Raw genomic sequence first — 22,786 nt, 5'->3', positions numbered from 1 at the left:
ATAACATGAACCCATCACAATTGGCGATTGGTGTTTTCGACTCAGGCATGGGTGGTTTAACGGTATTGCGTGCCTTACGCGATGCTTTGCCGCAGGAATCATTCATTTATCTAGGTGACACTGCCCGCCTACCTTACGGCACGAAAAGCCCTGCCACGGTACAGCAGTATGCGGTGCAAATGGCAAAAATATTAATTGAACGCCGCATTAAAGCCTTGGTGATTGCCTGCAATACGGCAACTACCGCAGCACTTCCGCATTTGCAGGCTCTTTTGCCCGATATCCCCGTATTAGGGGTAGTTTCCCCCGGTGCAAGCGCTGCCGTCAAGGCTACCAAGAATCAGAAAATTGCCGTGCTTGCCACAGAAACAACCATTGCGGCCAATGCTTACCAGCGATTAATTAGCACACAAATTCCCAATGCCATGATTCGTGCCCGTGCCTGCAGCGTGCTGGTGGCATTGGCCGAAGAAGGCATGGTGGAAAATTCGATTGCCGAAGCTGCTCTTTTGCATTATTTGGCGGATCTTGGCGATGAAGATACCCTCTTATTGGGGTGTACCCATTTTCCCGTATTCAAGCCTCTTTTACGTAAAATATTGCCTGCCGCAGTCACCGTGGTTGACTCTGCGGAAGCCACTGCTGCGTCTCTACAATCCCTGTTAACCGCGAAAAACCTGCTCAATTTACAGGCAATTGGCGGCAGCGCCCACTATCTGGTAACCGACTCCATCAAACGGTTCCAGAATGTCGGTGAAATTTTCCTGGGTGAGCCTCTCTCCCACCTGGAAATCGAATTGGTGGATGCGAATTAATGCATCTGCTTATAAAAGTAAACTTAAAGATTTAAACAGGACTACCGGATTTGGACAAAAATAGTGCATCCAAGAACTTTTTAAACCCATTCAAGTTAGTTGCAGCGATTGTTTATGCCGTCTTTCATCCTTAAGCCCAAAGGCAAGAATATTGCAGGCGTTTTCCCAGATTGTTTTATGATGATTAAGGTTTTTCATAAGCCGTGTGGTTGTCTTCTTCGTTAGACCGCATGACTGGTAAGATAGATGCATCGCCCAAAAGATTAGCCACTACAATTTTAGCTTGATATTGCTTAGGGCTTACACCCGTAAAATTTCTCCTTTTACAAACCAAACCTCACACTTTATGGAATGCGAGCTGGGACGATAGAGCAAAAATTGTCTATATTTAAAACATGGTATTCCAAGAGATGCAACCATGGCCAATAAACACCAGGGCGAACAAGAACCCCATACCAATATTGCCGTAGGTTTTAATGATATTTTCAGCAAATTTAAGAAAAAAATAGAAGACACTACTGGCGTTCATGCCCCGCAGGACGATAAAGAATGGCATCAAGCTTTTATTGAGTATTTCATCGCAAAAAGATTTGATACGCCTTTGCAAAAATTATCGGACTATTTTCAGTCATTAGATGGACGCATCACACTAGATTCGTTTGTTCGCATGCTAAAGGGAATTTATGCAACAGGTATGGGAGTTACTGCTCCTCCTCCTGCCATTTCCATGTTATCTAAGGATGAAGCTCAAGATAAAGAAGCTGCACAGCAACTCATTGACTATTCCATAGCTCTTGAGAAAGGAGGAGAAGGATCCAATATGTACCGCGCACGCTTTGAGGAGTTTAAAAATAACTATGCAACTGCCCAAAAGCACGATTTAGAAAATGCCGCTGCAAGGGACACTTTACAAGAAATCAAAGGGTTAATTGAAACAACAGACTGGAAAGTAGGATTACTGGGTAGCCGTACAAAAATATCTGTAAACGGCGAAACCAAGCCCGTACCTAAACACATCCATGAGATTTACACCAAGGTAGAGGAGGCGCTTAAAAAACCAGATGTTGCCATGGAAACGTTAAAAAATATTCATGAAATCGCCGATCGGGCTAAAAATTTCAAGCAAAATTTTGCAAGTTTAAGAAAACGAGACGAGAGTACGCAAGCAGCTTACGAAGAAATTGAAGAACAAACCCGCAATTTTACCCCTAAATAATAGCCCGTTTTCCTGTATTTATTTTTTGAAACATGGCTATTAATCTTGATTATTGTATAATATTTGCCGCAAATAAACAAAATTTGCTTCTGTTTTTTTATGTAATTTTTCGAGACTCCCTATGCTAAATTCCCTGGAAATTTCAAATTCGGTTGCGCGCGCTAAAATTCTGCAAGAAATTTTTTTTCTTCTCGATTCTTCCCCTGTTAAACAAGGCGATAAAATCCGTAAAAAATTAAAAAGCGATGAGTTTAATTCTGCTTTTTTACAAGCTTGCATGAGTTGTAAAGTGGAAGATAAAGTTACTTTTAAGATCATCAAACTATTGGTTTCAAATGCAAATTTATTTGGTATTGATATAAATTATAAAGATGCGGATAACCTGGATGCTATGATTTATGCAGCCGTAAATGTGAATGCCGATTTAATTTATTATCTTAATTACCGCAGCAAAGCAGAAAACCTTTTTGCATATAATATCTTCTGGAAAAATAGACAACAGATAAGCAGTCTAATGGATGCATTTTATCAAAAATCTTTCTCCACAACCCTGGATAGCTTGTGTAAGATCTATTCTAATGGGGAGATTTTGCCCCCTAGAAAACAATTTAAGGAAGATGGGGAAAATGCCAAGTTTGATTCCTACCGGGTTAGTTTTATTTGCAATGCTCTGGAGTTTTTACACACATATCAAACGCTGGGATCTCAACTCATTATCAATATAAATAATTTAACCCCCACCTATAGTTCTATACTTCAACTTAATCACCTAGCAAGATGCCGCCTAATCCTGGAAATGGTCAGCCAAACCATTAAAAATCTTTCAGCTGCCACCCGCATAAAACACCATAAATCCCTGTCCCCGGCTCCGTTTACCTGGATAACGCTCGAACAATTGGGAGGGTTTATCAAAGCCCCTCCCGCTGAGGCGAGCATCTATATTTCCATGAGTACTTTTTTAAAGGATGCTGATTTACTAATTATGGAACGCACCGAACGCCTTTTAAATGAAGCCACCATGCATCAGGATATCATCGAAGAAGCTATCCCTGACATCATTAAGAATGACGTGCCGAACTTGATTATCTTTTTTAAAGAAATTGGCAAAGAATTACGCGAAAATACAGGAACTCCGGCCAAGGTAGTTAATTTGCCAGTTATCAAAGCTATGACAGGTTATGTGTCCGATTTATTGAGCTTGGTAAAATTGATCAACATAACGAGTCTGGCTGAAAAATCGAGTATCTCGGTGCCGGAGCGGGCTCTGGTTTTATCGCCACTTACGCTGCAACAGGCTGATTTATCAACCAAATTGGGCAAGCATGCCATTCTTCGTCTTATTGAAAATATTGGTGAACTGCTTACAGGCAAAAATTTTTCCTCTTTCCTGATGACCCTCGATGATAGCATCGATTGGCGAGCGTTCATTACCTGGAGGGATACCATTGTTCACCAGGACGAAGGCGATAATAAATACAAAATTGATTGTTTATTGAATGATGCAAACATTATGGAAAAAATTTTAACGGAAGATTTTAAATACTTCTGGAGTAAGCTTTTTAAGCTTTTAGCCAGCCGTGAGGCAAAAATAGGGATTTATGAAGACAATGCTGAAGAATTTTGGCCTAATATTTTAAAGTTTAAATTAGACACCGCCGAAGATAATGATTCGCTTGCTGCTAAACCCGTGATCCAAAGAAGAACCACGCTTGAATTGGAAGAAAAGTTCATCCAGGCGTTAACAGAAACCCAAACGCCCGAACATCTCATCAAATTATGTCAAGCCGTTTTTGCGGGCATGGCTGAAGTGCCCAATAATATGGTCAAGGGTGAAATTTTCCGTTGCCTCCCTGCAAAAAAAGCGGATAAAAAGCGCTATGACAGTTTGGTGCAAATTTATCAGGATGCTTGCGGTAAGAAACTTTCAGAAATTGAACGCATGGAGGCCCGGCGCAAAGCACAGCTTGAAAAAGAAAAACGCCTGGAAGAACGTAACAACAGACTTAAGGGGTTGGATACCATTCGCATGGTAGCAAAAAGATTTAGTGAAGTTCCTGATTTGTCCCATGTTTTAAATTTCAATAAGCGTCTGCAGGCTGTCATTGACGCCATTGAAAATATAAAGGAATTTTTAACTGATGAAGGTTATTTAATAGAGGCATTTTCCTTTGATACTGTGGAAAAGTGGGATAATTATCACTTACAGTTAGGGGGATTAGGACTCAGTAAGCTTTTGGAAATCCATCCTAAGTTAAGTAACGCCCTTGAATACAATGCGGCTCAGGCGCTGCAGCATTTGGAGAAAACTAAAGAATGCAAGGAGTTCAAACAATTAAATCCACCTGGTTACATAATTAACTATTATCATGAGTTAAGAAATTTCAGAAATTATCTTGAACATGGTGATCCCTTGATTGATTTTCAAAACGGGCTTGTCCAACAAGGGATAATTAAGGATTTAAGGGAAAAAATTGTAAGTCCTATGTTGCTTAATTTGGTTTATAAGGTTTTACCGGAATTAAGACAGTTGCAACTCAAATTGTTTAAAAAAGAGAGCAGAGAATGGGAGTTTGCTTGTACAAATTCTTTGAATTTTTTCAACTCAGGCACAAAGGATAGCCAAGAAGCAAATCAAAGAGTAAAAGATTTTGACCTTAGTAAATAAGTGAGGCGCATTTTCGCGCCTTACTTTATTTACTAAGGACTTTTGACAATTTGGCTACTGCAATGGGTGGGAGGGTAAATATTGGCTCATTCACACGTTGCGTTGCCCTCTTGTGCAGTTCTAAAATGACAAGGCGAGCTTAGTGAGTTGTGCCCGCGGGAGTTGGCATTATTCTTCCCGTGGAGGGCGCGTCATGAGGTTTTCCACGGCTTTTCCAGGAGTAATTTTTTCCTGCAGCAAGTTGTTCACTTCGTTGCAAATCGGCATTTCTACATGGTACTGCGCCGCCAGAGCACATACTTGTGAGGCATTGTGTTTACCTTCCACCACCTGGCCGATTTGTTTTTCAGCCGCTGCAATGTTTATTCCTTGGCCAAGCATCAAGCCAAAGCGGCGGTTTCGCGACTGGTTGTCGGTACAAGTGAGCACCAAGTCTCCCAAGCCAGCCAAGCCCATGAAGGTTTCCGCGCGGGCTCCGAGACGCTTGCCCAGTCGCCGCATTTCAGCAAGCCCGCGGGTGATTAAAGCAGCTTTGGCATTGGCGCCATAATTTAAGCCATCGCTAATCCCGCAGGCAATGGCCAAAACATTTTTTACAGCCCCACAAAGTTGCACCCCCACCATATCCTCACTTAAATAAACGCGGACATTGTTGTGGTGAAGAATATCCCTTATATTTTGCAAATACTGTGCATCATTACCGGCCACGGTTAATGCCGTAGGTAGGAAATGGGCAACTTCCTGCGCAAAGGAGGGGCCGGAAATGACCGCCATCGGATAGGTTTCCCCCCATTTTTCAGCCACCAGTTCGCTTAATAATTTATGAGTCTTGGGATCTAGCCCTTTGGTCAGCCAGGAGATGCCGGTTTGCGACTTGGGCAGCTGGGATAGTACTTCGGCAAAAGCGTGAGAAGGCACAGCCAGAATGACATGGTTTGCCTCGGTCAAACATTGTTGCAAGTCATTGCTGGGGGTAAGGTTTGGCGGCAACGGGGAATCTGGCAGGTAGCGCACATTGCAATGTGCTTCTGCCATGGCTTTGATCTGTTCGGGATCATGCCCCCACAAGAGTACACGATGGCCTGCCGTAGCTAAATGGATGGCTACGGCGGTGCCCCAGGAGCCGGCACCCAGGATGGCAACCGTATTGGTTTTTGTCATTTTTAATGGGCAGTTTCTGAATTTTGTTCGGCGGCCGCCTTTTTTCTTTCTTCAAGTTGCTGCATGTATAATGCATCAAAATTAATAGGCGCCAGTACCAATTGCGGGAAGCTGCCGCGAATCACCTCAGCGGTAATGGCTTCGCGCGCGTATGGGAACAGGATGCTGGGGCAGAAGCTTCCCAGTAAGTGATCCAATTGTTGCTCGGGGGCACCATGAATGGTAAAGATACCAGCTTGGTGGACTTCCACTAAAAATGCAGTGGCATTTTGATTTTTCACTGTGGCGGTTACGGTCAGTACCACTTCATATACATCTTCTTCCAGGCGAGCGTGCTGGGTATTTACATCCAGCGATAATTCAGGCTCCCACCGTTGCTGGAATATTGCCGGTGTATTGGTGGTTTCAAACGATAAGTCCTTTACATAAATACGCTGAATCATAAATTGTACTTCAGCAGGATGGGCTTGTTGATTATTGTTGTTATTCTGATCATTCATGCTGTTATTAATCCTATAAGAAAGTTGTGAACCTGATCTGCAAACTTCATTTTATTTTTTAACCACAGGCAGGCCGGCATTTGTCCATGCTGCCATGCCACCTGATAATACCATAGGCTGAGCAAATCCCAGTTCACGTAATTTAGCAACCAGAGTTTGGGATTGCAAACCCCGTGCGCAAACCAAAATGAGCGCCTTATTTTTATACTTATCCATCCGCTGTTCGGTAAAATCTTCACCGGAAGCCTGAATCGCATTGATGATATGGCCAGCACGGAAAGTTTCTTTATCCCGTAAATCAATTACTATTGCATTTTCATGGTTAATCATATCCACCGCTGCACTTGGCGATAGTTCCTGCCCGCGTTTTTTACGGCTGATGGCTTCATTGATGAAAATCAATAGCAAAATAACCACTAACGCGAGCCATAGCCCCCAATGATTTGTAATAAATTGTCCTAGCTGTCCCATAAAGTGTCTGATTTGATTGTTTGCGATGAATTATCCCAGATTGAGCTAAGAACGCAAGCAAAACCAAGGCAAGCCCGTGGCTTGCATCTGGAAAATTAGGCTTTGCTTTGTTGGTTATGCAATTACCGATAACAGCAGTTTCCGAATGGAAAAAGCTTATAAAAGTTGAGATCGTGTTATCGTTTTACCGGGTATCCGCTTTTTTCCCATTCCATGATGCCACCGTCAATGGAATACACTTCATGGTAGCCCATGGCCAACAGGCTGTGTGCGGCATGCAAGGAGCGCACGCCGCCTTTGCAATGTAAATAAATAGGGCGGTTGTACTCGGGTACCTTGTCTTCAATAACTGCAGTCAATTCGTCTTTGGGAATGTGCATGGCTCCCGGAATGTGCACTTCTTTCCACTCATGGGGCTCGCGCACGTCAATAAGACAAACATCGGGATCCGTATCCCTTAATTTCTTAAAATCATGGACGTTGATGGTATTTATCTTGGGGACGGTCATAATTGGTCTCTCGAATAATAGGCCGGGTTAATGTGGAATGATGTATGAACCAGTAAATGGCAGCTATCATCACGCCTCCTAACAAAGTAGCAAATGCCCAGGTAGGGGCCGAAACAAGCACGGGGCGTTGCCCTATCTTATACAGGCTGCCTGCATCACGAGCTACGGCACCCGCAAAAATGACGTGCAAAATGCAATTAATTAAAAGTAATAAATAGTAAAAAGTTTGAATTTGATTACTATACTGTTGCGCTAATTCCGGTAACATCAACTATCCTTTTCATTCTGGCTAAGTGATCATAGCAGAAGAAAATAAGATTTTATAATTGCCTGGCTTTATTAATTCCGTGTACTCTAGCTTTCTTAAAACCAGCGCATAAATGATGCAGAATTATTTTGTTTATCTGGAGGATGGATGCAATTTTTAGAAACCCCGGTACCTCACCTCACCACGGTTCATTCTGGACCATTGCATCACATTGAAGAAGTTATTTTAAACCAGCTTGCCAATATAGAAGCCTGGTTCCGTCAGCGCTGGCAGGAAACACCTGCACCGATTACTTCATCGGTTGACTTGCGCCACGCTGGATTTAAGTTATCGCCAGTGGATACCAACTTATTTCCGGCAGGATTTAACAATTTAAACCGTGATTTCCTTCCCTTATGCATTCAAGCGGCTCAGGCTGTTATCGGAGAACAAGTACCCAGTTGTACAAAGATATTATTATTACCGGAAAGCCATACGCGTAATCAATTTTATTTTGAAAGCTTAAGTGTGTTGCGTGATATTTTCGCCAAGGCGGGATTTATCGTACGCATTGGCAGCCTGAATTCTGACTTGACAGAACCTGTCAAGGTTTTCACGCAAAGTGGCCATGTCTTGTTGCTTGAACCGGTGCAGCGTAAAGGAAACAAGCTCGGCTTGGTTGATTTTGAACCATGCTTATTGTTATTAAACAATGATTTGTCCTCAGGGTTGCCTGATGTTTTGCAAGGTATTGAGCAAGCCATTCAGCCTACAGCAAAGCTTGGTTGGGCTTCCCGCCTAAAATCGGATCATTTCACGCATTTTTCTGCAGTTGCAGCCGAGTTTGCCCACTTGGTTAATATGGACCCCTGGCTGCTGACGCCTTTATTTTCTGCAGTTGATGGCATTGATTTCATGGCGCAGGCGGGAGTGGAGGCATTGGCTGAAGCTGCTGATAAATTATTACTGCAAATCAGGGAAAAATATAAAACTTATGGGATTACTGAAAAGCCTTTTTTGGCTGTGAAGGCAGACAATGGCACCTACGGTATGAGCGTGATGATGATTCATGATGCACAAGAATTATTGCAATTAAACCGCAAGCAGCGAACCCGCATGGCATCGAGTAAGGGGAGCCAAAAAGTCAGCAAAGTGATCATTCAGGAAGGGGTATATACGTTTGAAACCATGCCCAATGGTGCTGTGGCGGAACCGGTAGTTTATATGATTGGACAATTTGTGGTCGGCGGCTTTTATCGTGTACACCAAGGCCGAGGCAAAGCTGAGAATTTAAATGCACCGGGCATGCAATTTGAACCGCTGGCATTTGCCCAGGCGTGTAATATGCCGCGTAAGGATTTATCGGTGGTGGAATGCCCGAACCGGTTTTATGTATATGGGGTTCTTGCCCGCCTGGCAGCTTTGGCAGCAGCTCGAGAAATTGCTGCCATCAATCGATAACATTATTAAGTTTGAGGTCATCATGAAGCTTGGCGTGTTGATGGATCCGCTACACAAATTAAAACCCTATAAAGACTCAACTGTCGCCATGATTGAAAGCGCGCAAAAATTAGGCTGGTCTTGCTTTTATTTTACCCCCGATGACTTATTTTGTCTGGAAGGGCATGCCTATGCCCATGTTTCGTCGCTTGCAATACGCGATCTCCAGGCGCACGCATGGGCAGAAGCAAGTCCTCTCGGGGTTAAATCATTGCGTTACTTTGACATTATTTTAATGCGTAAAGACCCTCCTTTTGATATGGAATACATTTATGCAACCTACGCTTTGGATATAGCAGAACGACAGGGGGTAATTGTAGCCAACAAGCCGCAAAGCCTGCGGGATGCCAATGAAAAATTTTATACATTAAATTTCCCGCAATGTTGCCCCTTAACCCTCGTCAGCCGCAACATTAAACAATTAAAGGAATTCTGGCAAAAACACCGCAATGTCATTTTTAAACCCCTGGAAGGTATGGGGGGGCGCGATGTATTTCATGTGGGAGAAGACGGTCATAACCTTTCCGTAATCTTGGAAATTTTAACGCACGGGCAAACCGTCAGCATCATGGCACAATGGTATATTCCAGAAATCCATACGCATGGAGATAAAAGAATTCTACTGATTGATGGGAAACCCGTCCCCTATGCTTTGGCGCGTATACCTGCACCTGGCGAGCTGCGCGGCAATCTGGCTGCCGGTGCACAGGGCAAAGTCGTGGAATTAAGCGAGCGGGATTACTGGATTTGCGAGCAGCTGGCGCCAACTTTGCAAAGCCATGGGCTTTATTTTGTAGGGATTGACGTGATCGGTGATTACCTTACTGAAATCAATGTAACCAGCCCCACTTGCATCCGCGAAATTGCTGCAGCAACAGGCTTGGATATTGCCGGGGATTACATGCGCTGTCTCGCAGCATTGGTGAACAAAAAAGCTTAACACCTGATTTTTATTACAATTTATGATTTTTACGGCAGCAAGTTCACTCGCATAATTGCCGCATGAATAGAAGACAAAGGGGCTGTAAAACAGCATGGTTTCGCTAAAAATGTCATCTAAATCCTAGCTGCCGCCAAGCTTCAAATAAAATAATTGCTACGGCATTTGAAAGATTAAGGCTGCGGCTTCTCGGCTGCATGGGAATACGAATGGCATGAAATTGTTCTCGCATGTCTTGCGGCAAACCCCTGGTTTCCGGCCCGAATAATAGCATATCTTCATCCTGGTAGCGTATATCAGTATAGTTTTGCGTGGTTTTGGTGGTGCAGGCAAAAATGCGCCGTGCTTTATTTTGCTCAACAAATTCTTCAGCATGATCATAATGAATGATGCTCGCCCATTCGTGATAATCCAATCCGGCCCGGCGCATGCGTTTATCATCCAGGGAAAAAGCCAGAGGATGGATTAAATGCAATTGTGCGCCGCTGTTGGCGCACAAACGGATAATATTCCCAGTATTTGGCGGGATTTCAGGCTGCAGGAGTGCTATGTGTAACATCGTGGTGTGCAGTGGTTATTGGGAAATCTGATTTCGTGCCATTTGCAGGCGTTTCTGCGTCCGGGCCTTCTTCATCATCGCCATCGACGTATAAAGAATCGTCAGCTGCTGCTTGTTCGCCTGTAATCAGGTAATTACGGTGTTGCAAATAGGCATCGCGGATAAAAGCATATTTGTCCAGGGCTTCAGCAATTAATCGATCCGTCTCGAGCATTTGTGAACGCAAATCAACATAGCGAAGTCCCAACAGGGAATAAATTACCGTATCCGATTTAATGTAAGGGTATGGAGTGAACAAGGTATAATCAAACAGCATACCCATGCCGTCGCGGATGGTGCTGGGCCCTAGGAACGGAATGACGACATAAGGAGAATTCTTATTTCCCCATCTGGCAAAGGTTAACCCCAAATCGTTGCTATGCGGCGGTAGACCCCAACGGCTGGCCACATCAAAAATTCCTGCGATTCCGAAAGTTGAGTTAATGAGAAAACGCCACGTATCTTTAATGGCATAATTGCCCTCAGCTTGTAATAAATCGTTGGCAATCGTGGGCAGCATGTTTACATTATTGTAAGCATTGTTGATTCCGGAGCGGATGGGAGCCGGAATAACCGTTTTATAAAGGATGGCGGGGGGTCTTAACACCGTGGCATCGAAAGCCATGTTAAAATCATGGATTTTGCGGTTAATCGATTCGTAGGGATCAGCCGGGTTGCTTCCTTTTTTAATGCATGCACTGAGTAGAAGCATGCAGGAAATGATTAAAGGTTTAACGATTAAACGCATGATTGTTCTGTTTTTTCGCATAGGAAATGTAATCTTACAACCAGATGCCTGGGCTTGCAAATAAACGGCGAGTTAAAGCTTAAAACTTGAGGGTAAAGGTAACAGGACCGTCATTACAAAGATGGACTTTCATGTCCGCTCCAAATTGTCCCGCTGCCACCGCGGGATGGCATTGTCTGGCAAGTTTCGTCAATTCAGCAAACAGCAAACATCCCAGTTCTGCAGGGGCGCCCAAGCTAAAACTGGGGCGAAGGCCGCGGCTTGTGTCTGCGACCAGGGTAAATTGTGGAACCAGCAATAACCCGCCGGCAATTTCTTTAAGGCTTTTATTCATCTTGCCCTGGCGATCAGCAAATACGCGATAATTTAAGCATTTATCCAGCATGCGTTGCAGCGTATCTATCTCATCTTGCTTTTCAAAGCCACACAAGATTAGTAAACCCTGATTTATTTGGCCCACAATCGTATTGTCTACAACCACATGAGCTTCGGTAACACGTTGCATAACCGTTAGCATGCATCCAAGCTCCGACGGAGAATGTCATAACCTGCCTGGATAAGCGCATCAATGATTCCTGCTTCGCGATCCGAATGGCCTGCATCACGCACAATAATTAAATTGGAGGCAGGAAGAATTTGATTAAGCAGCCAGGCACCAGCAAGTGGGCAAACCATATCATACCGGCCGTGAATAAGATAGCTTGGAATATGCCGGATTTTATAAGCGTCTTCGAGTACTTGATTTTCCCTGATGAAGTAGCGATGTTGGATGTAATGGGATTCTACAGTGGCTAATGCCAGAGCAAAATGGGGATCGCTGAATTGATCAATGACCTGGTGATGAGGCTGCATGCTGCTGCAGTGCGCCTGCCATAAACCCCAGTTTTTCGCAGCAGCCATCCTCGCCAATTCATTTTGACCTTGCAGGCATTGCCGGTAATATTCAGGTATTGCATCTCGTTTTTCCATGGGAACCATGCTGATAAATTCCTCCCAGTAATCAGGATATATCTGATTGGCGCCATGCTGGTAAAACCAGTCGATGTCTTCTTGTCGCCCCAGAAATACCTGATGCAGCAACAAGGCCGTAATTTGATGGGGATATTGTTCAGCATAAAGCAAGGCGAGCAAGGAACCCCAGCCAGCACCGAATAATACGAAGCGGTCGATATTTAAATAATTTTTAATGCTTTCAATATCATCCAATAAATCTTGCGTGGTGTTTTTGCGTATCTCGGCATGGGGTGTTGAACGACCACAACCGCGTTGATCAAAAATAATGATTCGGTAAAGTTCCGGATCAAAAAAACGCCTAAGATGCGGATCGCCGCCAGCTCCAGGACCTGAGTGCAGCACAATCACAGGCGCCCCATGGGGATTTCCGGTTTCTTCAAAATAGAGTACATGGGGCTTGGCAACAGGGAGTTTGTGGCACAGATAGGGCTTAATTGGAGGGAATAGAGTGCGCATAAAAACTCAACAATTTAAGTCTATCCTTAAAGTATATGACAAAACCGATGCCAACGTAGCGGGAACGTTGGTAATGTGTTAACGACACCGTAATATTTTCATCCCGCCCGGCAAGCATTGCTTTGTAATTGCTTTTTAAATTTATGATAATGTCCCCTGATTTTTTTCTTTGGAAGATTTATGACAAGTTGGTTAAATGATTTGAATGAGCACCAACGCCTTGCAGTAACAGCTCCATTAGGCAACACCCTGGTTTTGGCAGGAGCCGGAAGTGGTAAAACGCGGGTATTGGTGAACCGCATCGCCTGGTTGATTGAACATGAATATATTTCCCCACACGCTATTTTAGCAGTGACATTTACCAATAAGGCAGCAGGGGAAATGAAGGCGCGTTTGAGCCAGTTGCTGGCTTGTCCGGTGCAGGGTTTATGGGTGGGAACATTCCATGGTTTGTGCCACCGCATTTTGCGCAGGCACCATAGAGAAGCCAAATTGCCTGAACAATTTCATATCTTAGACAGCGACGATCAGGCGCGTTTCCTAAAACGCGTCATTACTTCCCTGAATCTGGATATTGAACAGTGGCCGGTCAAGCAAGCTCAGATTTTCGTCAACAGCAGAAAAGACGAAGGATTGCGTCCTAATCATATCCATATTCCTCCTTATGGCCCTGTGCGTACCCTCATCCAGATATATCAAGCTTATGAGACTGCTTGCCAAATGTCGGGAGTCATTGATTTTGCCGAGCTTTTGCTGCGTTGTCATGAATTATTGCGGGATAATCCCGAACTTCTTTCTCATTATCAGCAACGTTTCCATGCCATTTTGGTGGATGAGTTTCAGGATACCAATACGATTCAGTATGCCTGGATACGGCTTTTGGCCGGTGCGCGCACGGCCGTCATGGCGGTGGGGGATGATGATCAATCCATTTATGGCTGGCGTGGAGCCAGAGTGGAAAACATCCAACGGTTTACCCAGGATTTTGCAAATACGCAAGTGATTCGTCTGGAGCAAAACTATCGCTCTACAGCCACTATTTTGCATGCGGCCAATGCATTGATTACCCATAATCAATCACGCATGGGTAAAAATTTATGGACGGCTGGGCATGCAGGCGAGAAAATCGTCGTGTACAGTGCGTTTAATGAATTGGAAGAAGCACGCTTCGTCAGCGAGCGTATTGCCATGGAAATCAACCGCGGCCGCAATGCGACGGATATTGCCATTTTGTATCGTTCCAATGCGCAGTCGCGACTTTTGGAAGAAGCATTGCTGCGCTTGGGGATTGCCTATCGCATCTATGGGGGAGTGCGATTTTTCGAGCGTGCAGAAGTTAAAGATGCACTTGCTTACCTGCGCCTTATTGCAAATCCAGACGATGATGCTTCATTCGAGCGCGTCATTAATTTCCCTACCCGCGGCATTGGTGAGAAAACATTGGACGAAATTCGCACACTTGCGAAAGATGAACAATGTTCACTGTGGCAAGCGGCACAACAATTATTAACCCGCGAGCAATTGACGCAACGCGCTGCGGTGGCATTATCCGGCTTTATGGTCTTGATAAAACAATTACAAGTGCGCACTCTGCAAATGGAGCTGGATGAACAAATTGCGCTTATTATTAATGACAGCGGTTTGTATGCCCATTACACGAAAGTAAAAGGTGATAAAGCGGAATCCAGGATAGAAAACTTGCAGGAATTGATTAATGCCGCAAAACAATTCCGTTATGAGCAAGACGATGCCGAAAATGAATTGCCATTGCTGGTTTCTTTCTTGGCTTATGCTTCGCTGGAAGCCGGGGAGATGCAAGCTTCCCCCCACGAAGTTTGCGTACATCTTATGACGTTGCATGCGGCGAAAGGGTTGGAATTTCCTTTGGTATTTCTGGTAGGGATGGAAGAAGGCATTTTTCCAAGCAAGCAGTCTCTTGAAGAGCAGGGACGTTTAGAAGAAGAGCGCCGGCTTTGTTATGTCGGGATGACCCGCGCCATGGAAAAATTGGTTATGACGTATGCTGAAATTCGTCGCCAATACGGACGGGAAGAATATCACCGTCCCTCGCGCTTTTTACGTGAATTGCCGGGGGCATTGCTGGAAGAGGTGCGGCCAAAAGCACCGGTGCAACCCTCATCTTACAATAAAGCCTATTCTGCAGCTCCATCTGCTGCCGATGAAGCGGGAATCAAATTAGGACAATCTGTACACCATGCGAAATTTGGCCAAGGTGTGGTTTTGGCTGTAGAAGGCAGCGGTGCTCATACCCGTGTACAGGTAAAATTTGCGGAGCACGGCAACAAATGGCTGGTGCTCGCTTATGCAAATTTAACCAGTTAATAGCGGTTATTCATTCACTTGTTGTATGGAGCCCCAATTTTTAACTTGTGCCCCTTGCTTCATATCTTCAGGAAGTGCATTCAGTGCTTCCTGAGCTTCTTCATAACTTGGGTAAGTACCATACAATCCTTTGTAATAATTCCTGCCACCGCGTTCGTATTTAACAGTCGCCATGCGGTTTTTTTTGGGTGCCTTAACCAATTTGCCTGCAACTAAGGATGCTTTTTCGTCATCAGCCAATTCAATGGTATAACCTTGCGGGTTTTGGCTGGCTACCCAATCCCGGTCGCGGTCTTTGTGAGAGGCAGGGGAATGGAATGCGCCAACATGATAACTGTCGGGCACCTCCACTTGTTTTCTCTCGGATACCTGGGCTTGCGGCCGTGTATAAGTGTCTTCATAGCTTTCAGGATAAACGGGAGTTCCTTCAAACGTGTAGGTTTGATAATTCGTGTACCCATTAGGATTGTAGGATACGCAACCCGACAAGGCTGCGGAGCAAACTGCAAGCTTTAAAATGCTAAGGTGTTTAAACATGGTGCACCTCTTATCGTTATTATTGGGTGAGATCGCATGTATTTATTTGTTTTCATGTAGGGTTATCTGCATTTTTTTAAAAAACTTTAATATCGGGTGCAATGCAAAAAAGGCTTTGAGGCAGCCTTGTCTCCAAGCTTCTAATGGCATACATTATGCAATTTATAACAGGATTTAACCGATGTGGACTCATCGTCGTTCAGGCCAGACGAATCAGCGTGGAAACGAAGATCATCGCGATCCTTATGAAAGAGACGGAACTCGGGTCATCCATTGCCCTGCATTTCGCCGTTTGCAACGCAAAACACAAATTTTAGGGACGGATGAAGGGGATTTCCATCGCACCCGCCTGACGCATTCCCTTGAAGTAGCATCAATAGGGCGAAGTATCGTACGCAATACGAGTAAACAGCATACGCAAGCATTGGCTGGTTTGCTGCCGAATGATGACTTAATCAGCGTCGTATGCTTACTGCATGATATCGGGCACCCGCCTTTCGGCCATGGCGGTGAGGTAGCTTTAAATTATATGATGCGCCATCATGGCGGTTTTGAAGGGAATGGCCAAACACTAAGATTATTGACGAAAGTAGAAACTAGTTATGGTGCTTTTGGCCTTGATTTAACACGTCGCACCTTGCTCGGCATCCTAAAATACCCGGTCCCTTGGTCGCGTGTTGCAGCAACAACTGTAGCTGATGCGGCACAATCTTGCAGCAAAACAATCCGCATTAATGATTGGCTACCGCCCAAGGCTTATTTTGATTGTGAACAACCTGAAGTAGATTGGCTGCTGCAAGCATTTACGCAGCAGGATCGCGATTTATTCCAATCGTTGCTGCAAAGCCCGGCAGGTAATACACATGGCAAAGCGGCTTATCGCTCTTTTGATTGTTCCATCATGGATATTGCCGATGATATTGCTTATGGTGTGCATGATTTGGAAGATGCAATTCATCTGCGCTTAATTGAACGCAGCCAGTTTGATACACCCGAATTGCGTGAATTGCTTTCCCTCACTGCCTTAGCTAAAAATCCTGAAAAATTACTCAGCGCCTTGTTTTCTTGCGCCATTGATGTTCGCAAGCAAGCCATCGGTGAAATGGTGAATTATTTCATCACCGCGACACGAATTAAGACCACCCATGAGCACTTTGAAAATAATCTGTTGAAATATAATATGGTGTTGTTGCCTGAAGCCAAACAGCTTTTACAGTATCTCGTGCAGTTTATTTATCAGCACGTGATTGATTCCCAGGAAGCACGCACGTTTGAATATGGCGGGCAGACGGTTGTGCTGCGTTTATTTGAAGCAATAAGCTCTAATCCTGCGAGTTTACTGGATAATAAAAATCGTCAGTTATTCCTTGCCGCGCAAGATGAAAATGCCGCACAGCGCGTGATTTGTGATTACATTGCAAACATGACCGATGAATACGCTTACCGTATGCATGAACGCTTGTTTGGTTTTAATACCCGCACTATTTTTGAACGATTATAGGAGCTTATTTATGTAGATTGGATCAATTGATCCAATCTACTTTAGTTGAATGCAGAAGGTTGGGGTTGGTAAATTTCATTCAATTGCTGGCGAATAAGTTTGGCAAGATCATCAAGCATTTCATTGCAAAAAGTTTGGTTTGTCGGCGACTGTTTATAAATAATATTGGTCAGAAAAGCGGACAAGCCCTGAAATACAACTTGACGGTTGCGTAATTCTGCCGGCAGATTTTCTATCGATTGGGCCAGGGATGATAATAAATTTTGCCCTATAAAATTCATTGCTTCAGCATAATCTTCGCCAGTTAATGGATTCTCCAGGGGATTGTTTTTTTCAGCAATAGTCATTATTTTTTCCTGTAAAATGGGAAATTGATTATAGGGCTTGTCTTATCTTACTGCAATTAAGCAATATAAGTAACTATGCCGAAAGTTAGTTAGATCAGGGAAGATGAGAGTTGACTTTGTATGTAACAAATAAAGGAAAATAGTAATGGCGTCCCCAAGGGGATTCGAACCCCTGTTACCGCCGTGAAAGGGCGATGTCCTAGGCCTCTAGACGATGGGGACCTGGATCTAAAACATGTTTATAAGCTGTACCTTTTGCCATTAAACAAATGGCGTCCCCAAGGGGATTCGAACCCCTGTTACCGCCGTGAAAGGGCGATGTCCTAGGCCTCTAGACGATGGGGACCCTGGAACTAAACCATCACTAGTTGGTGGAGCTAGGCGGGATCGAACCGCCGACCTCTTGCATGCCATGCAAGCGCTCTCCCAGCTGAGCTATAACCCCTGATGGTTACTTACTTCTACGTATTGCTACGTTCAAAGAGACTCGAAGTTTAATGAGGCAACCTTTGACTGTCAAGGAATTTTTTTTATTTCCCGTAAGATTAATTCTCCGAACTTTTGGTTGCGACACATAAAGGAGGATGTAAGGGATTTCCTACATAAAAAAGGAGACAACCCTCACTTAGATCCTCCGCTTGAACCCGGTAAAAGGGAGTTAATTTCAGTTGTTAGGCTGCCGAAGTTTCTGAACGTTTTTTTGCGGATTTTTTGCGTTGTTTCCAATCTTTGTCTTTTGCAAAAATAAAGCTGGCGGCTTCTTCAATAAAAAAACCGATGTCATCTATTTTTGCCCAAGCGCAATACTCATTAATTTGAGTAAAGATTTCGCTGTTAATTTCTGCTTTAATTTTTTCTTTTTTTTGAGAACGAGTCCCATTGATGATTGGCATGGTTAACCTTTAAGTTATGAGTTCGGCAAATAACATAACAGATAATTAAGAGATTGAGAAGATGGAACTTTTTACCGGGTTTGCGAGGATTTTTCGGTTTTTTTGCACTGTGCTGACAAAAATCAGCAGCAAGGACAATTCATTTTACAATACTTAAAAAGATAGGCAGCGGCTTTATAAGGGCCGCTTAATTACATTAAATGAGTATGGTAGTGATGGTTTGACTGATTCTCAACGTGGACAGTGGGTGGGTAATGGAAGAAACTGGAATGAACATGCTGGGGATAATGATGGCTGGGGTGCCTGTGCACATGCGGATTTTCAATAGAGGCATCGCACCTGCCAGCAGCATGCGTTAATGCTAAAATAGCCGCAATTGCAACCATGCCAACGATTAAAAGCCCTGCCGCCAATAGGGGCAAAACGGCAGCTGTGGAAGCCGTGACGGTAGCCAAGGCCATAGTGGCTGGTACCACTGATACCGGTGTTAATGCCAAACTCAAAAGGGAAAACATGCTGATTAAAATACACGCAGCTACGGCTGCAACGGTTAAGGAACCGAGGCATTTGAGTAAAAAATTATAATTAATGGTAGTCAGAGCACCCAGCATGTTATTTCCTAATGTCTTTGTTGCAACGAGTGGATTAATGCCAATAAATTGTGGGCTTTATTTCCAAATAGTGCTAATGCTTTTTCTGCTTGCCCGTAATGTTGTTTGATCAAATTGGCTAGCTGATGCTGATCATAAAGAGCGGCAAATGTTTTCTTTTGATTGGCAGCATCCGAAGCCCGCCCTTTGCCTAGTGCCAGCGTGCCATATTGATCTAAATAATCATCCTGCATTTGAAACACCAAGCCTAGGCAAGAGGAAAATTTGCGCAAAGCATTCACTTCTTCAAGCGTCGGCTTTGCTGCAGCGACCACCATGTTAATGCAAGCCGATATCAATTTTCCGGTTTTTAATTGGTGAACCTGCTTAAGCTGTTCTTCGGTAATATTCAGGGTTAGTTCAGACAAATCCAAACTTTGCCCGCTAACCATCCCGGCAGGGCCGCTGGCTTTAACCAATTCATGCACAATAGCGGTTACTTGCGAGGCGTCTAATGATTGTGGCAAATGGGTAAGCAATACATCTATGGCCAAGGCTTGCATGCCGTCGCCTACTAAAATGGCAGTGGCTTCATCAAAAGCACGGTGGCAGCTTGGTTTGCCGCGGCGTATGTCATCATCGTCCATGGCGGGTAAATCATCATGAACCAGGGAGTAGCAATGCGTTAACTCGATGGCAATTGCAATAAAATCAAGGCAGGAAACTTCCACATCGATTAATTCACCGCATAAATAAACTAAAAGTGGGCGTAAGCGCTTTCCTCCCGGAAATAAAGAATAAAGGATGGCTTCTTTGATACGCGCTGCGGGAATATCGGATGTTTCAATTAAACTTAATAACAAATTTTCATGGCGGGTCACATAAGCGCTGATGGATTGATTAGTCATCAGCTTTCCCGTTATCAATGGTTTTGGAGCTTGAGAGCATTTCGATTTTTTGTTCCGCTTGCGTCAATATCTCTTGGCATTTTCGCGCCAGGGTGATGCCTTTTTCGAATTGTTTTAAAGAATCCTCCAAAGACAATTCACCTTTTTCCAGTTGGGAAACGATGTCTTCAAGTTCAGTAATTGTTTTTTCAAAATGAATTGTCTTAGTCATATTCCTACCTGCGGCCAAGTAAAGCATGCAATTATACTGCCTTAGCCTCGGGTTTCAACCTTTCCTCTTTTGCCATTATGGCGAATATTTAAGCCAAACCGGCAGGATTTTATTTAAATAGACCATGAACTTCCACAATCCGACTTGATACTCCTCGTTGCCAAATGGATCTGCTTTTAGCTCAGGATAGGCTATCCCCAGTCCGAATAATCCTGGACCAATGATGCCAAGATGCGGGTTATATTGAATGGGCTCATATTCATGGACATGAATGCTGTTACGCCTTTTAAAGCCAACGGCATAGACGGCTTTATTGCATTCAGGTAAAAAACTGGCAAGATTTGCGGCATTATTGATGTAACGGCTCAAATTGTCAGGACGCACTCCATCGATGTGCTCCCTTGCCCATTCGGCAGTTTCGCCTTTTAATCCTGCGTTATCAAATAAAATCCAATCACCCATGTTCACGGCATAGCGGCAGGGGGAGCGGTAAAAGTTAACGATTTTTTTAACGCCTAAATCGACCAAATTTTTAATGATAATGATTGCAGAATGTGAAGAACCAAATACTGCAATGCTATCTTCTTGCTTTACTGCTTGTGCAAGAAGTTTGCAATCGATGGCTGTTTCAAAAGCTATGGTTTCAATTTCAGGATGATTTAAACTTTCAGCAACTGCTCCTGTAGCCAAAATAACCTGTTTTGCTGCAAACGTTTCGCTATCGCTTTGTAAAAGCCAAACCCGCTTAGACAACTTCATTTCATGGATCATGGTTTGTTTTGCATGCACGTTTTGGCAAAGCTGTTGTGTAACCCACTGCAGGGGTTCGGCAATATGCTGTAAAAGGCAGGTTTTTTCTTGCGGTAACTGATTAAGCAAGAATGCTTTAGGAGCTTTTTCATAAGCAAAAGAAGATGCATTTTGTAAAAATTGCAAGAACAAGCGCACGCTGGTATTGCTTGATACATTGCTCCAGTGTTTCCCCAAATCCCCCACGGCAAACTCAGGATCAACCCAAAGAATTTTTTCAGGGGCGATGCCATGGTCGAGCAATTTCCCCAGCGCGGCGATGCCGGCAGGTCCGGCGCCAACGATTGCCCATTCAAAAATTTTTTTATTCATTTAATTCCATCTTGTTTATGGTGTTAAACTGGGTGCTTTGCACTTGCACAATGCCCCCAGTTTATGGTGCAGCAGGATTCTTTACAAGTTTTCTGGTTCTGATGAGGTAAGCATGAAAATTAAAAGCAAATACGTCTGCAGCCAGTGCGCTGCTTTTTTTTCCCAGTGGGCAGGGCAATGCAGCCAATGCGGTGCCTGGAACTCCCTGACGGAAGAGCAAGCCCCATCGGGTAAAAGCCAGCGTTTGGGCAATTATGCGAACCAACGTTCCGAAGTGACCTTGGTAGAGCACGTGGCACTAGACGATCAATCCCGTATGGATTGTGGCCTCTCGGAGTTAAATCGGGTCCTTGGCGGCGGCTTGGTGGATGGTTCTGTGGTCTTGATTGGAGGCGATCCCGGTATTGGAAAATCCACCTTGTTACTGCATACCTTGGCCAATTTATCGCAACAGCAAAATGTGCTTTATGTGACCGGGGAGGAATCCTTGCAGCAAGTGGCTATGCGTGCCAAGCGCTTGCAATTGCCTGTGGCCGGGTTGCGCCTTTTGGCGGAAACCCAGGTAGAATCCATTCTTGCACACGCGCAAAAGGAAAAACCGCGGGTTATGGTCATTGATTCCATTCAAACCATTTTTACTGATACTATTTCTTCCGCACCCGGGGGTGTAAGTCAGGTGCGTGAATCAGCCGCGCAATTGGTGCGCTTTGCTAAAATGACGCAAACAGCCGTATTTTTAGTGGGGCATGTGACTAAAGAGGGTGCTCTTGCCGGGCCTCGGGTATTAGAGCATATGGTGGATTGCGTTTTATATTTTGAAGGTCAAAACGACAGCCGGTTTAGGGTTATCCGTGCCATCAAAAACCGTTTTGGGGCAGTCAATGAATTAGGGATCTTTGCAATGACCGACCGTGGTTTAAAGGAAGTGGCCAATCCATCAGCCATTTTTTTATCCCGCCAACCGGACCCTACTCCTGGCAGCGCAGTCATGGTAACGTGGGAAGGTTCACGCCCCATGTTGGTGGAGGTGCAGGCTTTAGTTGATCAGGCACATGGGCAACAAGCGAAGCGGGTTACTGCCGGGCTTGAACAAAATCGTTTGGCAATTTTATTGGCAGTGCTGCACCGCCACGGCGGCATACCGACTTACGATCAAGATGTGTTTATCAATGTAGTGGGCGGGGTGAAAGTAACAGAAACTGCCAGTGACTTAGCCTTGCTTGCAGCTGTTGTATCCAGCCTTCGCAATCGTATTTTTGACAGCAAAACAATTATCTTTGGCGAGGTGGGGCTTGCAGGTGAAATAAGACCTGTGCAAAGTGGCCAGGAACGGTTAAAAGAAGCAGCAAAACATGGATTTAAACGCGCGATCGTTCCGCATGCAAATGCTCCGAAACAAGCGATGGCCATCGAAGTGGAGCCAGTGAAGCATTTGCAGGAAGTTTTGCAAAAATTATAAATTCAATGCCCGCAGTTCTTTCAATTTTTGCCATG

The 22,786-nt window shown here is 44.4% G+C and carries 24 protein-coding genes and 3 tRNA genes; 8 read left to right on the top strand and 19 right to left on the bottom strand.

Annotated elements, in window-relative coordinates:
* The first annotated feature begins 5 nt into the window (after window positions 1-5).
* From murI to NKV53_RS01745, 3 genes are all read left to right on the top strand, one after another.
* Window positions 6-815, top strand: coding sequence for a glutamate racemase (gene murI, locus NKV53_RS01755; protein WP_127033423.1), 810 nt, complete (start codon window positions 6-8; stop codon window positions 813-815).
* A 418-nt stretch (window positions 816-1,233) separates the two neighbouring features.
* Window positions 1,234-2,031, top strand: a complete 798-nt coding sequence (locus tag NKV53_RS01750) for a hypothetical protein (RefSeq protein WP_127033425.1) — start codon at window positions 1,234-1,236, stop codon at window positions 2,029-2,031.
* Window positions 2,032-2,152: 121 nt separating this feature from the next.
* Window positions 2,153-4,696, top strand: coding sequence for a hypothetical protein (locus NKV53_RS01745; RefSeq protein WP_127057067.1), 2,544 nt, complete (start codon window positions 2,153-2,155; stop codon window positions 4,694-4,696).
* A gap of 168 nt (window positions 4,697-4,864) precedes the next feature.
* Here the strand turns inward: NKV53_RS01745 and NKV53_RS01740 are convergent, their stop codons facing one another.
* The 5 genes from NKV53_RS01740 to NKV53_RS01720 all read right to left on the bottom strand — a co-directional run bounded on the left by NKV53_RS01740 (window position 4,865) and on the right by NKV53_RS01720 (window position 7,605).
* On the bottom strand, window positions 4,865-5,857 hold the full coding sequence (locus NKV53_RS01740) for an NAD(P)H-dependent glycerol-3-phosphate dehydrogenase (protein WP_127033397.1): 993 nt from the start codon (window positions 5,855-5,857) through the stop codon (window positions 4,865-4,867).
* Between the two features lie 2 nt (window positions 5,858-5,859).
* The gene (secB, locus tag NKV53_RS01735) at window positions 5,860-6,357 is read right to left on the bottom strand and encodes a protein-export chaperone SecB (RefSeq protein WP_127057489.1); all 498 of its coding nucleotides are present in this window, start codon (window positions 6,355-6,357) and stop codon (window positions 5,860-5,862) included.
* Window positions 6,358-6,408: 51 nt separating this feature from the next.
* The gene (locus NKV53_RS01730) at window positions 6,409-6,828 is read right to left on the bottom strand and encodes a rhodanese-like domain-containing protein (RefSeq protein ID WP_126953803.1); all 420 of its coding nucleotides are present in this window, start codon (window positions 6,826-6,828) and stop codon (window positions 6,409-6,411) included.
* A 176-nt stretch (window positions 6,829-7,004) separates the two neighbouring features.
* Window positions 7,005-7,337, bottom strand: coding sequence for a rhodanese-like domain-containing protein (locus NKV53_RS01725; RefSeq protein ID WP_126953802.1), 333 nt, complete (start codon window positions 7,335-7,337; stop codon window positions 7,005-7,007).
* Window positions 7,300-7,605 carry a hypothetical protein gene (locus NKV53_RS01720; protein WP_126953801.1) on the bottom strand — a complete coding sequence of 102 codons (306 nt, stop codon included), beginning with the start codon at window positions 7,603-7,605 and terminating at the stop codon, window positions 7,300-7,302. The genes NKV53_RS01725 and NKV53_RS01720 overlap by 38 nt, the downstream gene beginning before the upstream one ends.
* Window positions 7,606-7,752: 147 nt before the next feature.
* Between NKV53_RS01720 and gshA the strand changes: the two genes are divergently transcribed.
* On the top strand, window positions 7,753-9,045 hold the full coding sequence (gene gshA / locus NKV53_RS01715; RefSeq protein WP_127057490.1) for a glutamate--cysteine ligase: 1,293 nt from the start codon (window positions 7,753-7,755) through the stop codon (window positions 9,043-9,045).
* A 22-nt stretch (window positions 9,046-9,067) separates the two neighbouring features.
* Window positions 9,068-10,024: a glutathione synthase gene (gshB, locus tag NKV53_RS01710; RefSeq protein ID WP_127057491.1), complete on the top strand. Its 957-nt coding sequence runs from the start codon at window positions 9,068-9,070 to the stop codon at window positions 10,022-10,024.
* 112 nt (window positions 10,025-10,136) lie between these two features.
* Here the strand turns inward: gshB and trmL are convergent, their stop codons facing one another.
* The 4 genes from trmL to pip form a co-directional block, all read right to left on the bottom strand.
* Window positions 10,137-10,583: a tRNA (uridine(34)/cytosine(34)/5-carboxymethylaminomethyluridine(34)-2'-O)-methyltransferase TrmL gene (gene trmL, locus NKV53_RS01705; RefSeq protein WP_127057492.1), complete on the bottom strand. Its 447-nt coding sequence runs from the start codon at window positions 10,581-10,583 to the stop codon at window positions 10,137-10,139.
* Window positions 10,555-11,370, bottom strand: a complete 816-nt coding sequence (locus tag NKV53_RS01700; protein ID WP_126953863.1) for a VacJ family lipoprotein — start codon at window positions 11,368-11,370, stop codon at window positions 10,555-10,557. Before NKV53_RS01700 ends, trmL begins: the two co-directional genes overlap by 29 nt.
* Before the next feature lie 79 nt (window positions 11,371-11,449).
* Window positions 11,450-11,887 carry a D-aminoacyl-tRNA deacylase gene (dtd, locus tag NKV53_RS01695; protein ID WP_126953797.1) on the bottom strand — a complete coding sequence of 146 codons (438 nt, stop codon included), beginning with the start codon at window positions 11,885-11,887 and terminating at the stop codon, window positions 11,450-11,452.
* On the bottom strand, window positions 11,881-12,840 hold the full coding sequence (pip, locus tag NKV53_RS01690; protein ID WP_127057493.1) for a prolyl aminopeptidase: 960 nt from the start codon (window positions 12,838-12,840) through the stop codon (window positions 11,881-11,883). The genes dtd and pip overlap by 7 nt, the downstream gene beginning before the upstream one ends.
* Before the next feature lie 180 nt (window positions 12,841-13,020).
* Here pip and uvrD point away from each other — a divergent pair, with 180 nt between their 5' ends.
* On the top strand, window positions 13,021-15,183 hold the full coding sequence (gene uvrD, locus NKV53_RS01685) for a DNA helicase II (RefSeq protein ID WP_253350590.1): 2,163 nt from the start codon (window positions 13,021-13,023) through the stop codon (window positions 15,181-15,183).
* Between the two features lie 6 nt (window positions 15,184-15,189).
* On the opposite strand, the gene NKV53_RS01680 is transcribed toward uvrD, so the two are convergent.
* Entirely contained in the window at window positions 15,190-15,720 is a 531-nt protein-coding gene (locus tag NKV53_RS01680; protein WP_127057495.1) for an SPOR domain-containing protein, read from the bottom strand.
* A gap of 181 nt (window positions 15,721-15,901) precedes the next feature.
* On the opposite strand from NKV53_RS01680, the gene NKV53_RS01675 reads away from it, so the two are divergent.
* Window positions 15,902-17,221 (top strand): anti-phage deoxyguanosine triphosphatase, encoded by a 1,320-nt coding sequence (locus tag NKV53_RS01675; RefSeq protein ID WP_126953793.1) that lies wholly within the window; start codon window positions 15,902-15,904, stop codon window positions 17,219-17,221.
* Between the two features lie 41 nt (window positions 17,222-17,262).
* Here the strand turns inward: NKV53_RS01675 and NKV53_RS01670 are convergent, their stop codons facing one another.
* The 9 genes from NKV53_RS01670 to NKV53_RS01630 form a co-directional block, all read right to left on the bottom strand.
* Window positions 17,263-17,568 carry a hypothetical protein gene (locus tag NKV53_RS01670; protein ID WP_126953792.1) on the bottom strand — a complete coding sequence of 102 codons (306 nt, stop codon included), beginning with the start codon at window positions 17,566-17,568 and terminating at the stop codon, window positions 17,263-17,265.
* A gap of 146 nt (window positions 17,569-17,714) precedes the next feature.
* A tRNA-Glu gene (locus NKV53_RS01665) sits at window positions 17,715-17,790 on the bottom strand.
* A 48-nt stretch (window positions 17,791-17,838) separates the two neighbouring features.
* A tRNA-Glu gene (locus NKV53_RS01660) sits at window positions 17,839-17,914 on the bottom strand.
* 23 nt (window positions 17,915-17,937) lie between these two features.
* Window positions 17,938-18,013, bottom strand: a tRNA-Ala gene (locus NKV53_RS01655).
* 226 nt (window positions 18,014-18,239) lie between these two features.
* The gene (locus tag NKV53_RS01650; protein WP_126953862.1) at window positions 18,240-18,461 is read right to left on the bottom strand and encodes a hypothetical protein; all 222 of its coding nucleotides are present in this window, start codon (window positions 18,459-18,461) and stop codon (window positions 18,240-18,242) included.
* Between the two features lie 191 nt (window positions 18,462-18,652).
* Window positions 18,653-19,072, bottom strand: coding sequence for a hypothetical protein (locus tag NKV53_RS01645; RefSeq protein WP_126953791.1), 420 nt, complete (start codon window positions 19,070-19,072; stop codon window positions 18,653-18,655).
* An 8-nt stretch (window positions 19,073-19,080) separates the two neighbouring features.
* The gene (locus tag NKV53_RS01640; protein ID WP_253350588.1) at window positions 19,081-19,959 is read right to left on the bottom strand and encodes a polyprenyl synthetase family protein; all 879 of its coding nucleotides are present in this window, start codon (window positions 19,957-19,959) and stop codon (window positions 19,081-19,083) included.
* Complete coding sequence (locus NKV53_RS01635) at window positions 19,952-20,170, bottom strand: exodeoxyribonuclease VII small subunit (RefSeq protein ID WP_126953789.1); 219 nt, start codon at window positions 20,168-20,170, stop codon at window positions 19,952-19,954. Before NKV53_RS01635 ends, NKV53_RS01640 begins: the two co-directional genes overlap by 8 nt.
* Window positions 20,171-20,245: 75 nt before the next feature.
* Window positions 20,246-21,292: an FAD-dependent oxidoreductase gene (locus tag NKV53_RS01630; protein ID WP_253350587.1), complete on the bottom strand. Its 1,047-nt coding sequence runs from the start codon at window positions 21,290-21,292 to the stop codon at window positions 20,246-20,248.
* Window positions 21,293-21,404: 112 nt separating this feature from the next.
* On the opposite strand from NKV53_RS01630, the gene radA reads away from it, so the two are divergent.
* On the top strand, window positions 21,405-22,751 hold the full coding sequence (radA, locus tag NKV53_RS01625; RefSeq protein ID WP_126953787.1) for a DNA repair protein RadA: 1,347 nt from the start codon (window positions 21,405-21,407) through the stop codon (window positions 22,749-22,751).
* Window positions 22,752-22,786 lie beyond the last annotated feature (35 nt).

This window comes from Legionella sp. 27cVA30 (genome assembly GCF_024160945.1).
Lineage (GTDB): Bacteria > Pseudomonadota > Gammaproteobacteria > Legionellales > Legionellaceae > Legionella_A > Legionella_A septentrionalis.
This window is presented reverse-complemented; position numbering and strand designations above follow the sequence as displayed.